This window comes from Bacillus sp. AFS017336 (assembly GCF_002555445.1).
Taxonomy (GTDB): Bacteria; Bacillota; Bacilli; order Bacillales; family Bacillaceae_G; genus Gottfriedia.
Genome location: NZ_NUCO01000134.1, coordinates 1 through 14,575, shown reverse-complemented (window position 1 = coordinate 14,575; position 14,575 = coordinate 1). Strand labels below are relative to the sequence as shown.

Here is a 14,575-nt window from a genome sequence, read left to right as displayed (position 1 = left end):
AGTCAGGTAAATACCCTATCTAAAAGGTAGGGTTTGGATTAAACGTTTTTGACGACAACTTAAGTTCTTTTATTTAATACGATTTCGCCAAACATGGCTAATTGATCATTATTTAGACTTTCTTTATGAATTGTTGGCATGACAACGGATAGAAGGAAATTAACCTCATTATTTAATCGATGAATCTCTTCTAACAATTCAATTTGTATGCCTTTCATTTCACTTATTACCTCTAAAAACAAATCTTCTTTATTCTGATTTAATTCATTCAGCTTACTACTCATATCAAACACCTCCAATGACATTATTCGTTACATAATATTCAATATCCTTTTTGTATTAAGTATTTTTAACATTTCTATAAAGTAAAAAAACTCAGCCAATAATTTAATTTTGGCATGAGTGGGATTTTTCATTTTAAATAAGTAAAAATCGTTTTGCTTCTTAAGGATGTAGTATTCATTCTCCAATATTATCTTCAAACCATTCCTGCAGCTCTTTTAAAGAAGTAAAGGAAAAAATTTCTTCACCATTTTGTCCGTTATCAGTACCATTATTACCTCTTAAAGTAATTTGTCCTTCTTCTCCAGAAATTAAGATTGCATATGGATGGTTTAAATTGATAAATCTTGCATCTAAATCATTATCAATCCAATTTTTACTACTTAAAAATGCTTCATAATGATCCATATTGATTCCTCCTATCGATGATATTGTTCCAACTTATAAAAAAAATACGCAAGAATTTAAGTTTATAAAGCGTAAAAGATCCTTTTCCTAGTTCGCTTTTTTCGTATTGGGTCAATCGACAGCAAAGTATAATTAAAATTGCCAATAATTTCCGTATATAGAAGTTAAAAATAGAAAATTATAGAAAAGACAATGCTGCAAAAAAGGGGGGGCTTATTTGATTCGAAATAAACATAAATTGCTAAGAACGTTTAAGTCAAAAAAGAATGACGAAATAAATGTTCGACAAGATCCCCTATATGACAATTATGGTCAAAATATCGAAGCACTCGAATTAATTTTTGATAATTGCTCAGATGTAATTTTTCGTTCATTTTTACTATTCGGAAATACTAGGGCAACGATTATTTATATTGAAGGCCTAACAGATAAAGAAGGAATTGAAAATTTTGTTTTAGTGCCACTAATGGAAAAAGTAATAACCACAAAGCAATCAATAAATGATGTAATTGAGGATAAAATTCCAGTTTCTAAAGTGAATAAGGTCATTTCATTTCAGCAATGTATTGATTCAATTTCATCTGGCAATCCAATTCTTTTATCAGAAGGTGTAAAAGCTGGGTTTTCTTTAGGGCTTGCAAAGTGGGAAAAACGCTCAATAGAGGAGCCAACAGCTGAAGTTGGCATTAAAGGACCGCGAGAGGGATTTAATGAGTCGATAGAAATTAGTAAATCTCAATTACGTAGAATTATTAAAAGTCCTTCACTTAAAATGCTATCGCTGAAAATTGGGCGCTATACGAATACGACAATTGTTATTACCTACATAGAAGGTATTGCAGATCAAACGCTAATCGATGAAATCGTTAGCCGATTAACAGGTATTGAAGTAGATGGAATTTTGGAAAGTGAATACATTGAGGAATTGATTGAAGATAATCCTTTTTCGCCTTTTCCACAGATTTTGTCTACAGAACGTCCAGATGTAGTTTGCTCTAATTTACTTGAGGGAAGGGTAGGCATTTTAGTTGAAGGAACGCCATTTTGCTTAATTGCACCCATTTCATTTTTTTCATTGATTCAATCACATGAAGATTACTATCAACGATTTATCGTTAGTTCAGCGATTCGATGGTTACGCTATTTATTTCTTGGTATTTCACTTTTGCTTCCATCATTTTATGTTGCGATTATGACTTTTCATCAAGAAATGGTACCAACTAATTTGTTGCTAAGTATGGCAGCTTCTCGAGAACCAATTCCTTTTCCATCAATTGTAGAAGTATTGATTATGGAAGTTTCATTTGAAGCACTGCGGGAAGCAGGAGTTCGATTACCTAAACAAATAGGAGCGGCCGTAAGTATTGTAGGTGCTTTAGTAATTGGTCAAGCTGCTGTTCAGGCAGGTTTGGTTTCGTCACCAATGGTAATTGTAGTAGCGATTACTGGAATAGCTTCATTCATGTTGCCTCGTTATATTGCAGGGATTGCGATCCGTTTGCTCAGATTCCCGATGATTTTGCTTGCTGGTTCATTAGGGTTAGTTGGAATCATGTTAGGAATAATCCTGATCGTCATCCATTTATGTAGCTTACGTTCATTTGGTGTTCCATATTTATCTCCACTTGCTCCGCTTAAAACTGAAGAACTAAAGGATGTCTTATGGAGAGCACCATTTTGGATGATGGATACACGGCCTCATCTCACTGGAAAGACAAATTTAAACCGTCAAACCGACGGGCAATCACCAAAAAATGATAAATGAAATGGCCTTTAGTAAAAAATTTAAAGGAAAGACGAAAGGAGAATCAATTAATGAAACGTGTTCTCTATTTGTTATCCTTATGTGGATCGATTTTATTGTTAAGTGGTTGCTGGGATCGATTGGAAATAAATGATTTAGCCATTGTCACTGCAGTAGCCATAGATAGAATAGATGATAAAACGATTGAACTTTCAACTCAAGTAATTATTCCGAAAAATTTAAGTTCTGGTAATGGACAAGCTGGAGTAGGTCAACAAAGTTCATTAACTATTGTTAGATCTCAAAAAGGAAAAAATATTGCCGATGCAATCTCAAAACTGCAAACGAAATTACCGCGTAAAATATTTTGGGGGCAGTGTGAGGTATACATTTTTAGCGAAGAGTTAGCTAAAAAAGGGGTAAAAGAGCAAATGGATTTTTTACTTCGTCATCCTCAACCAAGGGAAAGAGCCTATTTATTCGTGAGTAAAATTGATCCAAAGAAAATACTCGAGTTGTCTACTCCCATAGAACGATATTCAGCCGAAACAATTATGGGACTATCCGATTTCCGATTTTCAATGCAAGTCAATTTGCAGTCTTTTGAAGCAATGTTAACAAGCCAAGCAAATGCAGCTGCTATTCCATTACTAGAAATACAGTCAGCACCAAAGAATGAGGACTCAGATCAATCCAATAGTCTACCAGCCATTATCGGTACGGCTGTTTTTAAAAAGGATAAAATGATTGGACAGATTTCGGAACGTGAAACAAGAGGAGTTCTATTATTAAGAAATGAACAGAAAGAATTTACTGTAACATTAAAATCTGTTGATATGAAAGGTAATGTGTCATTGTATCCCGTTTTGCTTCGTACAAAGCTTGTACCAGAAATTCAGGGTGATAAATGGAAAATGCTTGTGAAAGTTAAGGCAAATGGCGCTATTGTCCAAAATGGAACAGACCTAGATTATTCAAATGAACTACTTAAAAAGAAACTAGAAAAAGTATTTCAAGAAAAGATTAAAGATGGCATAGAACAATCTCTTAAGGAAGTTCAACAAAATCTTAAAACTGATATTATCGGTTTCGCAGATGAGTTTCACAGAACCTATCCGAAACAATGGAAAAAAGTCGAAAATCACTGGGATGAGAAATTTCCTACTGTAGAAGTAAAAATTGACGTCGATGCAAACATTCGAAGACAAGGATATATTAACAAACCAGGAGCAATACCTGAGAAAGAGGTTCGGAATAAATGAGGTGGGGTTCTTTTATTTGTACAACAGTAATTGTAGCTCTAATTTTCTTTTTTGAATGGAAAAAAATGAAATTAGCTCCTAAAGAAGATCAGATTGGCTTTGTTTTGATCCTTTTATTAGCATGGATTTTTTCATTGTTTAATCTACAGCAAATGGCTGGACCAATTACATGGGTTGAAGCTCTTTTTAAACCATTTGAAAAATATATGTAATTACTGATCAATTTTACAATTCTTAAAGGAACAAGATTATTTGAGAGCGGTTGTTTAGTAGAGCTATGAAAAAAATAATCTAAACTTCGGTCATAGCAATATTCCAAAAAGGAGGTAGACAATGGAGAAAGGTAAAATTTCATCGCTTCAAATGGCATTCATGCTGTATCCAACCATAATTGCTACAGCTATTCTCATGCTTCCTAGTTTCACTGCTCAATACGCTAAACAAGATCTATGGCTGTCACCGATTTGGGCGTGCTTAATCGGATTTTTAACTGTTTTCATAGCAATTCAATTAAATAAACTATACCCGAATCAAACAGTGATTCAATTTAGCCAGGAAATAGTAGGTCGCTTCTTTGGGAAAATAGTTGGATTACTATTTTTGATATTTTACATTCCTACTACAGGTTTAATTACTAGAAGTTATGGAGAATTTGTGGTCGACTCCTTTCTACCTCATACGCCAGTAGTTGTTATAACGGGATCTATGATATTAGTCTGTTCTTTTGCGATTCGAGGAGGTATTGAATTACTAGGAAGAGTGGCAGATTTATTTGTGCCGATTTTTATAATTACCCTTATTTTACTTTTACTCTTACTACTTCCAGATTTTAACTTCAACAATTTATTGCCTATAATGGAAGATGGATTCATGCCTTCATTTAAAGGGTCAATCATACTACAAGGCTGGTTTACAGAATTTTTTTTAATCATCTTTCTCCTTCCATTTTTAAAGGATTCTAAAAAAGGGCCAAAATCAATTTCTTGGACTGTATTTGCAGTAATGATTACTTTAGTTATCGTGAATATGTCAGCCTATGCAGTTCTTGGAACAACAACACCCTACAAAGTCTATCCTTTAATGAATGTAGCCCGATATATTAGTATTGCCAATTTTTTTGAACATTTAGAGGCAATCTTTATGGCAGTATGGATTTTAGGAACATTCGTTAAAATATCTATATTTTATTACGCATCGGTACTAGTCGTTGCTCAGTTATTGAATCTATCTGATTACCGTCCAATCGTATTACCAGTTGGGATTCTAATTGTTGAATTTTGCTTTTGGTCATTGCCTAGTACAGTTGAAATTAGTCATTATGAAACCGCAGCATTCCCATTTTATGCTCTTTTTGTTCAAACCATAATTCCTTTATTCTTGTTATTACTTTCGCTATTTAAAAGAAGTTTTCAAAAGCTAACCGAAAATTGAGTGTTTATCAATCCAATCGGAACTAAAATAAAATTTTCATAACAAAGTTAATCTAAAGTGGTAAGAAATACACAATTTGAACTGTTAAAAATATTGTGTATTAGCATGTATAGGACAAACTTGCTTCCGGGAAGGCTTAAAGTAAGGAGGCGTTAAAATGGTTACTTTTGAAGTTTTATCATTAATGATTAGCTTTGGAATGTTTGTAATCGCCATTTTAGAATTTAAAGAAAAGGATCGAAATAAAGATTCTTAAAGACGCTCATGATATTAGATAGTAAGCCTTGTAACACGCTATAAAAGCGTGTTTTTTTTATTTCAGTTTTATACAAAATTCACTTAATCTAAAATAATTATTGTACAATTACACTAGATTAAGTGAAAAAGTTAAGAAGGTGGATGTAGAAATGTATGATATTACAATAATCGGATCAGGTGTAAGTAGTATTTTTTTAGCATATACATTATTACAAACAAATCAAAAGGTATTAATACTTGAAAAAGGAAAATCATTAGAGGATAGAACGTGTGGACTCGACCGAGGGGAAACTTGTAATTGTGAAGTATGTGGTAAATTTTATGGCTTTGCAGGACTTGGGAAATCAGAAGGTAAATTTAATTATTCCTGTGATTTTGGTGGAGAATTGGCCCAAAAAGTAGGAAAAGAAAAGTTAATACAATTAATGGATGAAGTTGATGAATTATTATGCCTTTTCGGTGCTGACTCGGTACAAAAATATTCGACTGTAAATGAAAAGCTAGCAAAGAAAGCGCAAGATTGTAATTTGCAAATGTTAACTACAGAAGTAAGACATCTTGGAACACAGCTTTCAACAGAAATATTTCAACGTTTGTATACTATTTTAGCAAGTAAAGTTGATATTCGTTTCGAAGTTGATATTCAAAATCTGAGAAAAGAAATGAATACATTCAATATACATACGAATCTAGGTAAATTTGAATCTAAAAATGTTGTTTTTGCTACTGGTAGATCTGGAACAGATTGGTTAAAAGAGCAATGTACAAATCTCGATGTTAAGCAAGGGAAAACTCGTCTAGATTTAGGAATTAGAGTTGAAATGAAAGAACAACAATTGCGTTCAATTTTGGAAGATACTTTTGAAACAAAACTAGCGTTTGAATATGATGATGTTATTTCAACTACATATTGCATGAATCCAAAAGGTAGAATCGTTCGAAAGTTTCAGGAAGGTTTAGTCATGCCTGATGGACAAAATTTTAAAGAAAAAGAGACCGGAACAACTAATTTAAATTTTACATTGTTCACTCCTAACTATTTTCCTTCTTTAAAAGAAGCAAATCTTTATGCTAGTAAAATCATAGGCAAAATTAATAATGATTCAGATAGAATCGTAGTACAGCGATTAGGTGATCTACTAGGTGGAGAACCAACTACTGAAGTAAAAATGGAAGAAAACAGTATCAAACCTACATTAAGTGCAGACTGCGGTGATTTAACGAAAGAAGTACCCTTATTTTATTTAACTATTTTACAAGGATTTTTAAATCAATTAGAAGAATTTATAGGAGAAACGATTGATAAAGATACTCTCCTTTATGGGATCGATGGAAAGTTTTATTCTCCTATTATTGAAACAGATTTAAACTTTCAAACTAGTTTAGACGGATTATTTGTCATTGGCGATGCTTCAGGCGTTACACATTCGTTATCTCAAGCAGCGGCTAATGGAATTTATTTAGGTGGTTTTTTGGCTAATAAAGAAAAAAGTGAACTTGAAGTAACTAAATGAAAATTTCTTTTAAGATTTAAAAATTCAAATTGTAGGTGATTCTATGACAAATAAAATTCATTTATATTTAATTCGACATGGTGAAACTTATTTAAATCGCTATAAAAGAATGCAAGGATGGGCCGATAGTCCATTAACAGAAGAAGGAAAAATTGTTGCGATTGATTGTGGTAAAAGATTATCCAATATTCAATTTGATCGCGTTTATACAAGTGATTCAGGCAGAACGGTTGAAACGGCCGAATTAATTTTACAACAAAACAATTACGAACTACCTGTCATCAGAAAAACAAAAGCCTTTCGAGAATCTTTTTTTGGTAGTTTTGAAGGAGAATTTTCAGCTGTAGCCTTAGGTAAAGTTGCAAAAGATAATGGTTATTCTTCATTTGGGGATCTATTGCGAAATCGAACACTTGAAGATATAACAAATTTTTTTAAAGAATCTGATCCATACCATCATGCCGAAAACTATAGTGAGCTATGGAATCGTATAGAAAAAGGCCTTGATGAACTCATTATAGAAAACAATAAAAACGATGAAAATGTTTTAATCGTCACTCATGGAAATACAATACGCAATATCGTAAAAAAATTTTCAGAGGAATTTAATATTGAATTAGAAATAAAGAACGCTAGTATTACATTATTGGAATATTCATCTGAAACATATAAAGTGATTTCTTTTAATCAGTAATTGATAATGTTGGAATGCAAACAAAAAGGTGAAAAGTGCAATTAAACTTTGTGAAAGTGCAAATAAAAAGGCTAAAACTGCAAATATATTCTTACTACTGCAAATAAAAAAGCTAAAACTGCAAATAAAATTGAAGGATCTGCAATTAAAAATAGTAAAACTACAAATAAAATCGTGTAAACTGCAAATAAGACCTTCATTTAAGAATAAAAATGAGTGATTCAGAGAAATATCAAGACAAAACAATGAATTTGACAGTAAGAACTAAAAAAACGATACAAAACCATAAAAATAAGCAAAAAAGAAGTCTCTGCGCGGGAAGAAAACAAGAAAACACCAAAAGAAAAGGCAACTAATTAGCATAAAATTAGTTGCCTATTTTTATCAAAAATTCTAAACCTAAATCTCGTGTTTTAAAATGCCACAATATTCATTGTTGTTGCTCTATGCGATTTTGGTAATTATAAAATATTAAAAGGTTTTTAATATTTGTAAAAAGAATAGTTAATAACAAATCACAATAAAGGAGATGAATTTGAAAAAACTAAATTTAATAGTAGTAAGCATTACATTAATAGTATTTATCTTAGCTGGTTGTATCAACAATACAAAAAAAACAGTAAAAGAAGAACACTCCTTATCAATTACAAAAATGGCATATGATAGCCTTGATGCTGGTGACAGAACTGAATTAGTGAATGACAAACCAGATGGTGTAGTGGAAAGGAAAGTTGTTACAAAAGATATCGCACACCTAATCGATATGAAATACGATGGAAAAGAAGTGTATGCAGTAACATTTAAAGTGAAAAACAGCGATTTATTAGGAGATATAACAGTGTATTTTGATGGTGAAAAACAGAAAGTAATCGGTAGAGGGTTTAGAGAATAAAAGGGTAGGGATCCCCCTACCTTTTTGATTTGCTTTTTTACATGAAAATTTGTAGTTCAAATTTTCATTTATTCTTTAATTTTTTTTGCCCATTACTATTTTTACTTTTAATGACAGGTGAAGGAGCTTTAAAAAATTGTTTTATTGATTGCCTGTTCTTAGTCAAGTCTAACTTTAGTACTGCCCCCGAGTGTTCTACAGTTTCATTCGTATATCCGGTATCTACTGGAATACTTAAGCGATCAATTTTTTCAATTGGTTGAGTAAATGCAATAGAGGCTAGTGAAAGTATGTCTTCTAGCTTTAGATCGGTGGAGACATATTTTGTTGTTTCGTCTAGTAAAAGCGGAACTCTAGCAATACCACCGAATGTATTTAACTTTTCTTTAACAGCACTTACTACTTTTAATAATACTTCCTGTTGACGTTGGACTCTTCCAAAATCGTTGTTTTGATCATGTCTAAAGCGAACGTATTTTAAAAGCTGCTCACCATGTAAGTTGTTTTTTCCAGGTTTCATTTTCAAATTCATATCATCAATTAAAGATTGACTTACATCTACCGTTATACCTTCTGGAACTAGCGTATCTACGATGCCAACAAAACCTTTAAAATCGATGATGACTGTATGGTCAATTGGAATACCGAGATTACGATAGATTGTATCCTTTAGTAGTTTTTCACCACCTAAATAATAGGCTTGATTTATTTTTCCATATCCATACTTATAGCCCTTAATTTTGACATATGAATCCCTTAAAATTGAAGCTACCTTTAAAGTACGGTCCTCAACATTATATTGAACAACTGCAATACTATCTGATCTAGAATTTTTTTCACCACGAGAATCAACACCGATGACAAGGAAAAATAAAGAGTTTTTTAACAGCTTATTTTTAAAGCTCATTTCTGACCTATTTTTATGATTTGCTTCATTTCGCCCCTCATTTGAAGGTTTAATTTGGCAACCAACTAGACAAAAAACAAGGATCGAAAGGAGGCATATTCGAAAAAATTTCAACATATTCTATTACTCCTTCTATGTAAATAAGTAAGTTTATTTGTATGTAATTTAGTTTATATTTCCCATCAAATATTTTGATAATACATAACTGATTTGAGAATAAAGAATAATCATGACTATTTGTACAATAAAACTTCAATTGACGTAGGTCTTTTTTGTTATTAATTCGCAATCTAATTGAGAGTAGAAAAAGTCTTGGGAAATTATTTTCTCGAGACTTTTTCTTTTTACGATTGGACTTTTATAATTTTTTAATGCCATTTTAGTAGTCATTCATTGAGTATTAATGATAATTGATTAAATCTTACCTAAAATATAGACGAATGCCCATGTAACAAGGATTGTGAACCTTACATATACTTTATTGTGATTTCTAATATGTATTTGAAGGAGGCAATATACATGAAAGGTTATTCACCTTACTACGGCGGTGGCGGTTGTGGCTTTGGATGTGGCGGCGGAGGATTTGCGCTAATCGTTGTATTGTTTATTTTATTAATTATCATCGGTGCTTCATTTGTAAATTGCTAAAAACTATTGAGCGTCAGCCACTTAAACCGACTAACAACAAGTTAGTCGGTTTATTTCATTTCTAACTATGAATTCAATTAGTAGTTTTTTCACCATCTTTTTATAAATTGCATATAAAGAAGTAGGTATATAACTAGAAATTCTACTTAAATTAGTTTATTCAATTTGTCCTATTAAACAAGGAGGACCATAAATGAAAAATCAGCTTTATAAACCGCAAAGACATTGGAAGGATATTCCTTTATGGAAAGACGTTACCGATGAACAATGGAACGATTGGCTATGGCAATTAACGAATACTGTAAGAACTTTGGATGATTTGAAGCAAGTGATTGATTTAACAAAGGATGAAGAAGAAGGAGTTAGAATATCCACAAAAACCATTCCTTTAAATATCACTCCATATTATGCTTCATTAATGAATCCTACTGATCCACGGTGTCCAATTCGAATGCAATCTGTACCAATTAGTAAAGAACTAAATAAAACAAAATATGATTCAGAAGACCCGCTCGGAGAAGATGACGATAGTCCAGTATCAGGTTTAACACATCGATACCCAGACAGAGTACTTTTTTTAGTGACAAATCAATGTTCAATGTATTGTCGTTACTGTACAAGACGTCGTTTTTCAGGCCAAATTGGAATGGGCGTACCAAAAAAACAATTAGACGAAGCAATTGCCTATATTCGTGATACAGAAGAAATTAGAGACGTACTTATATCTGGTGGAGATGGATTATTAATTAATGACAATATTTTAGAATATATTTTAAAAAATTTAAGAGCAATTGATCATGTAGAAATTATTAGAATTGGCACAAGAGCACCTGTAGTTTTTCCTCAACGGATTACAGAAAACCTTTGCGAAATTTTAAAAAAATACCATCCAGTATGGTTAAACACGCATTTTAATACAAGTATTGAAGTTACCGAAGAAGCTAAAAAAGCATGTGAAATGCTTGCAAATGCTGGAGTTCCAGTAGGAAATCAGTCTGTTATCTTAACTGGAATTAATGACAGTGTACCAATTATGAAAAAGTTAATGCATGATTTAGTAAAAATCAGAGTCAGACCATATTATATTTATCAATGTGATTTATCAGAAGGGATTGGTCATTTTAGAGCGCCAGTAGCTAAAGGATTAGAGATCATTGAAGGTTTGAGAGGTCATACTTCTGGTTATGCAGTACCTACTGCATTTTTATCATGCAGAACTATTTAATCCTATATTTTTTATATTTATATTAATTTTTGAACGATCCTAACAGTAATAATAACTAGGGGGGATTATTATTGAGTATCGTAGAAAAAAGTAAGATAAATAACAGTATAAAACATGTTGCTATTTACTTAAGAATATCCCAAGAAAAGAAAGGTGAAAATGCGGACACATTATTTAACCATAGAACCATTTTAACGGAATTTGCTAAGGAATGTGGATGGGAATTCGAACTGTACCAAGAAGTATTAAGTGGTGGTAAATCCGAATTAAGTGAACGCCCCCAACTACAACGAATGTTAAAGGAAATCGAGTTATACGATGGTATTTTGGTAGTAGAATTAAGCCGTTTAAGCCGTAATGGACTAATTAGTGAAAAAGTATTGCAGACATGTGTAGATTATAATAAGCCGATCATTACTAGAGAACGAATTTACGACTTGGCGAATAGTCAATCCGACGTATTAATGTACCGTTTTGGAAGTTTAATTGCTTCACAAGAACACTCCTTAATAGGTGCTCGCAGTAAAAATAATAAATTATCAATGGTTAAACAAGGTATGCACGTTAGTGGTACTGTACCATTTGGATACAAACGAAATAAAAATACGAAACGGTTAGAAATAGAAGAGAAAAATGCAGAAATTATTCGTTACATATTTAAACTGCATAATGAAGGATTAGGGAGCTATCGTATACGAGACATACTGAATGCAGAAGGATATAAAAGTGCAACAGGTAAAGCGTTTAACTTACCTAGTATTAAACGGATCATTCGTAATCCAGCTTATAAGGGGACGGTTGTGTTTAATGATCGTAAGCGAGTTAAACAAAATGGTAAGTATGTTTATGTTAACGTTAATACGATAGAGGTAGAAAATGCACATCCCAAAATTGTTACTGCAGCAGATTGGGAAAAAGCTAATGGAATACGTGATGCAAGGGCAGAAACGGCAAATATTAATAGAGAAAGACCTAGCTCAGTTACAGGTGTAACCAGATTAAAAGATTTATGTTTTTGCTATAACTGTGGTAGAAAGCTAGTTATTTGTAAAAACAATCGAAATGCAAGTTATTACATTAAAGGGTGCGAGTACTTAATGGATGATGGCACAAAATGCCCGAATATTGGTATAAATGCTATTTATGTTGAAGAGTTAGTTATGCAAGAAGTAGGGAAGTTAAGAGATGAAATTGAATTAGAAATTGAACGCCTACTAAATAATGATACAACTGATTTAACAACCAATTTAGAAGAACAATTAGTCCATTTAAATGGGAAAATAGAAGAGCAAACAAAACAATTTAACAAGTTAATTGAATTAGCCATTAGTGGAGTATTTACGGTTAATGAAATAGCAAGTAAGAAGGAAGCAATAACCGATACTATAGAATTTTTAAAAGCAGAACATGAAGAATTGACTGTTAGACTCGCAAATACTCATTCTGCGTCAGATACAGAAAAGCTGTCCAATGTTTTAACCGTACTGGATGAAATTGAAAAGGGTAATGCAGATCCAATAGAAATCAATATGCACTTGAAAAGGTTTATACGTAAAATATATTATAAACGGATGCTAGACTCAGATCTGCAAAACTTATCACCAAATAATCCTATCCGTCGGAACGCGCCTTTTACGATTGAAATAGAATACATTTGAAAACCTTTGTTAACAAAGGTTTTTTTGTTGCGAATATAGGGTTTTCTCAACTAATTGTATTGCTAAATGAAATATTTATTTCCTAGTAAATACTTGATACAAGTTATTCAGGATAAAGGGAAAAATGTCTTCAAATGAAAATAATATAGTGAAAGTTTAGTTGGCCCAAGATAAAATGAAATTTAATATAAAAAATGTTAAATTCCCCCAAATTACAATCACTTCCACGAGAGATATAATTAAGTATTAGTTAGGAAAGAGTTTTGTAATAACAGGTGGTGAAAATATTGTTGAGACTTTTAGTAACAATTTTAGGTATATTACTTCCTTTAGTCGTTGTAGTCCTAGCTATATACGGCTATATAATGAATGAGACGGAATTAATGCTACATTATATGTTCCTTATCTTAGGATTAGTGTTCTTGATGTCAGGATTAAGAGAATTTCGCTTAAACAACAAAAGAACATATTTTCATTTTTTTGTAGCTTTGTTGTGTTTAGTAGATTTTTTCATATGGAATTAATGAAAGAGAGTTGTATTATATGAATCTATTTAGATTCTTTATTTATCTAGTCGTTTTTTCTATTATTGGTATAGCAAATAATTATTTTTTTAAGGGGTTTAGTGATCAAGTCCTTCACATTAATAATAAACTTGTTGTTTCAATGATTAAGACACTTGTTGATTTGATTATTTTATATTTCACATTTAAGCTATATTTCAACGTGAAAAATAAGCTAAGATACAAAATCTTAATTCATATTGGTACTTTTATTGTGGGAACGGTTATTTTAGTCATAATAAGTAATAATATTGATTTGTAAAATTATTGATGTTCAGAGAATACAATAGTTTAAGAACATGAGGTACTAGGGGTTTTTTGAATTAAAATTCTATCTAAGTAAAAATAAAATAAATTTTATAAAATTAGTATTCATATAGTGAGACTGAGAGGTGGTCATTTATTTGAATAAATTTATAAAGTTCGTTGGGTTTCTACTATTAATCAAAATTGTTTTTAGTGGTGGTTTTATTAGCGCGAAATTACTTTATAACAAACCAACAAGGGAGATACAAGTGGGATATGAAGAACCAGGTCAACAAGGTGTGATCGAAATACGTAAGGTTATTAATGATGTAAATAATCAAGACAAAATTGATTTTATCCAACAAATGCTAACCTTTGCTAAGCAAATTAACGTTAATAAAAAAGACCTTGGAAAATCAGATTTACACTTGTTTATCAATAGTCCAAAACAAGGGATCCGTTTGATGGAAATACGAATATGGTTTACTGATGATGGTGCGATTATTGATATGGGAGATTATCGAAAAATTGATCAATCGGAAGCAAAAATATTAAAGAAAATGCTTGGATATAAGGAACAATAGAAACTTCATTAAGTAACTAACCATTCCACATGTTGAAAATCAAGAACTGCTTAGATGCAGTTTTTTTAATTAAATTAAATGTCATAATTAGTTTAATATCGATTATGCGACTTTATATGAAAAATTGTGAAATTCCCCCAAATTTATACAATTCAGATGAAGTGGATAATTAAGTAAGAATTATTAACGAGGGAATCGAAGTACATATAATAGTTTAAAGTGTGTTTGATTTTAAAAATAGGCTGTTTTCGTAAACTTT

At 31.6% G+C, this 14,575-nt stretch carries 15 protein-coding genes and 1 pseudogene; 13 read left to right on the top strand and 3 right to left on the bottom strand.

Annotation, left to right across the window (positions count from 1 at the left end; genetic code table 11):
- Positions 1-59: 59 nt before the first annotated feature.
- Both CN601_RS22590 and CN601_RS22585 read right to left on the bottom strand, forming a co-directional pair.
- Positions 60-284 (bottom strand): hypothetical protein, encoded by a 225-nt coding sequence (locus tag CN601_RS22590; protein WP_098121608.1) that lies wholly within the window; start codon positions 282-284, stop codon positions 60-62.
- Positions 285-459: 175 nt separating this feature from the next.
- Positions 460-690: a hypothetical protein gene (locus CN601_RS22585; RefSeq protein ID WP_098121607.1), complete on the bottom strand. Its 231-nt coding sequence runs from the start codon at positions 688-690 to the stop codon at positions 460-462.
- A gap of 217 nt (positions 691-907) precedes the next feature.
- Here CN601_RS22585 and CN601_RS22580 point away from each other — a divergent pair, with 217 nt between their 5' ends.
- The 8 genes from CN601_RS22580 to CN601_RS22545 all read left to right on the top strand — a co-directional run bounded on the left by CN601_RS22580 (position 908) and on the right by CN601_RS22545 (position 8,485).
- A complete protein-coding gene (locus CN601_RS22580; protein ID WP_098172390.1) occupies positions 908-2,455 on the top strand; it encodes a spore germination protein in 1,548 nt (515 codons plus the stop codon).
- Positions 2,456-2,505: 50 nt separating this feature from the next.
- Positions 2,506-3,696: a Ger(x)C family spore germination protein gene (locus CN601_RS22575; protein ID WP_179865660.1), complete on the top strand. Its 1,191-nt coding sequence runs from the start codon at positions 2,506-2,508 to the stop codon at positions 3,694-3,696.
- Positions 3,693-3,908, top strand: coding sequence for a hypothetical protein (locus CN601_RS22570; protein WP_098172388.1), 216 nt, complete (start codon positions 3,693-3,695; stop codon positions 3,906-3,908). Before CN601_RS22575 ends, CN601_RS22570 begins: the two co-directional genes overlap by 4 nt.
- 121 nt (positions 3,909-4,029) lie before the next feature.
- A complete protein-coding gene (locus CN601_RS22565; protein ID WP_098172387.1) occupies positions 4,030-5,127 on the top strand; it encodes a GerAB/ArcD/ProY family transporter in 1,098 nt (365 codons plus the stop codon).
- 157 nt (positions 5,128-5,284) lie between these two features.
- Complete coding sequence (locus CN601_RS27730; RefSeq protein WP_257131791.1) at positions 5,285-5,383, top strand: putative holin-like toxin; 99 nt, start codon at positions 5,285-5,287, stop codon at positions 5,381-5,383.
- Between the two features lie 151 nt (positions 5,384-5,534).
- Positions 5,535-6,899 (top strand): NAD(P)/FAD-dependent oxidoreductase, encoded by a 1,365-nt coding sequence (locus tag CN601_RS22560; RefSeq protein WP_098172386.1) that lies wholly within the window; start codon positions 5,535-5,537, stop codon positions 6,897-6,899.
- 43 nt (positions 6,900-6,942) lie between these two features.
- Entirely contained in the window at positions 6,943-7,593 is a 651-nt protein-coding gene (locus CN601_RS22555; protein ID WP_098172385.1) for a histidine phosphatase family protein, read from the top strand.
- A 535-nt stretch (positions 7,594-8,128) separates the two neighbouring features.
- A complete protein-coding gene (locus tag CN601_RS22545; protein WP_098172383.1) occupies positions 8,129-8,485 on the top strand; it encodes a hypothetical protein in 357 nt (118 codons plus the stop codon).
- Between the two features lie 64 nt (positions 8,486-8,549).
- On the opposite strand, the gene CN601_RS22540 is transcribed toward CN601_RS22545, so the two are convergent.
- Positions 8,550-9,509, bottom strand: a complete 960-nt coding sequence (locus CN601_RS22540) for an LCP family protein (protein WP_098172382.1) — start codon at positions 9,507-9,509, stop codon at positions 8,550-8,552.
- Positions 9,510-9,911: 402 nt separating this feature from the next.
- On the opposite strand from CN601_RS22540, the gene CN601_RS22535 reads away from it, so the two are divergent.
- From CN601_RS22535 to CN601_RS22510, 5 genes and pseudogenes are all read left to right on the top strand, one after another.
- Positions 9,912-10,040: a YjcZ family sporulation protein gene (locus CN601_RS22535; RefSeq protein ID WP_098121598.1), complete on the top strand. Its 129-nt coding sequence runs from the start codon at positions 9,912-9,914 to the stop codon at positions 10,038-10,040.
- Between the two features lie 193 nt (positions 10,041-10,233).
- A pseudogene (locus tag CN601_RS22530) lies at positions 10,234-11,238 on the top strand (KamA family radical SAM protein); the annotation flags it as partial.
- 98 nt (positions 11,239-11,336) lie between these two features.
- Entirely contained in the window at positions 11,337-12,923 is a 1,587-nt protein-coding gene (locus tag CN601_RS22525; RefSeq protein ID WP_257131790.1) for a recombinase family protein, read from the top strand.
- 365 nt (positions 12,924-13,288) lie between these two features.
- Positions 13,289-13,447 carry a DUF3953 domain-containing protein gene (locus CN601_RS28220; protein ID WP_373604999.1) on the top strand — a complete coding sequence of 53 codons (159 nt, stop codon included), beginning with the start codon at positions 13,289-13,291 and terminating at the stop codon, positions 13,445-13,447.
- A 443-nt stretch (positions 13,448-13,890) separates the two neighbouring features.
- Positions 13,891-14,316 (top strand): hypothetical protein, encoded by a 426-nt coding sequence (locus CN601_RS22510; protein ID WP_098172380.1) that lies wholly within the window; start codon positions 13,891-13,893, stop codon positions 14,314-14,316.
- Positions 14,317-14,575: the final 259 nt, after the last annotated feature.